The organism is Ruegeria sp. CE12 (assembly GCF_056537525.1).
The window spans coordinates 1-1375 of record NZ_JBQFRS010000047.1 but is presented as its reverse complement, the minus strand read 5'-3'; the positions used below and the strand labels follow the sequence as shown (position 1 = coordinate 1375).

The window sequence follows — 1375 nt, the reverse complement described above, 5'->3', positions numbered from 1 at the left end:
CCATCGTGCCTGACAGCGCAGTGAAGAAAGGGGCTGAGGTGAATTGCATCACACCCACCCCACCGATGCCAAACAAATTCATCAAGGTCACACCACGCCCAACCAAATGCGGGGGAAAGAAGCTGCGCCCATGGGCAACAAGGGCAGGGAAGGACGCCCCAAACAACCCCAAGGCCGCAACCAGAACAGTAGCTGTCAAAATACTGCTTTCGGGCACAGCCCAAATCGCCAAACAGGCGAAGGCACCCAACAGGTTCCCAATCAAGATAACCCATTTGCGCGTGCCAAAAAACCGATCCAGCGGGCCATAGGCAAAACTGCCCACCACCATCGCAACCCCCATGATCAGGCTCACCGTGCCGATCTCAGCAACAGTTAGACCAAAGACATCCCCCATATAAGGCCCAACCCACAGGCCACGCACCCCCGCTGACGGGGCATAGCCCACAAACATCAACGGGAAGATAAGCCAAAGCGCAGGAATGCGCAGCAGATCCATCAAGCTGCCTTTTTGATCGCCTTCTGGTTTTGCGGGGTCTTTGATCAAGAGGAACAAAGCCAGCGCAACAAGACCCGTCACAAGCGCCAAGCCCCAAACGGTTTCGCGCCACCCCACGGCCTCAACCGCCCAAGCCATGGGTGTTGCAGCTGCCAAGTTGCCCATTGATCCAATGCCAATCGTCACACCTGCGAGCGTGGCAAAGATGGCCGCAGAATAAACCCGCGCAAAGATGTAATAGGTTGCCATCAAAACGGGCGAACAGCCCAATCCGATCAACCCCATTGCAATTTGCACATCGCGCACATCCGCCGCAGTCGCAAACAGGGCAGCACCCCCCGCACCGCCAACAAGCAGCAACACCGATGCGGTCAGGCGCGGCCCAATGCGGTCAAGTGCGATACCCACAGGAATTTGCATCGCGGCAAAAACGGCGAACCACACGCCCGAAGCTGTCGCCAAGCTTTGCGGAGTAGCCCCGATATCGGATGCCAAAACAGGGGCCATGACGGCCAAAAACGCACGATAAAACTGGCTCAGCACATAGGCGAGCACAAGAAAAGCAATGCCCGCTTTCATGGCTGGCTGTCCTCCTCATCCCTCAGGCAAACTGATGCCGTAGCACCAAGGCAAGGGCAAGCCAGAAGTTAAATCTGATAATTTTTGTCGGAATTTATTTGACCCGCCGCGTGAATCGTGATCAAAAGCAGCATCCCGACTAAAATTGTCGGAAATAACTCGAACAGGAGCTTTAGGATGACCCGACCCCTCTCCCTGCTGCTTGGCAGCGTCGTTTTTCTAACCACCCTGACCGCGGCGCAGGCGCAGGAATTGAACCTGTATTCTTCGCGCCATTACGACACGGATGAGCGGCTA

Annotated in this window: 1 protein-coding gene; it reads right to left on the bottom strand. The window is 55.9% G+C overall.

Annotated elements, in window-relative coordinates:
* A partial coding sequence (locus ACR0IO_RS23020; protein ID WP_480745167.1) for an MFS transporter occupies positions 1-1078 on the bottom strand: 1078 nt, incomplete at its 3' end.
* Positions 1079-1375: the final 297 nt, after the last annotated feature.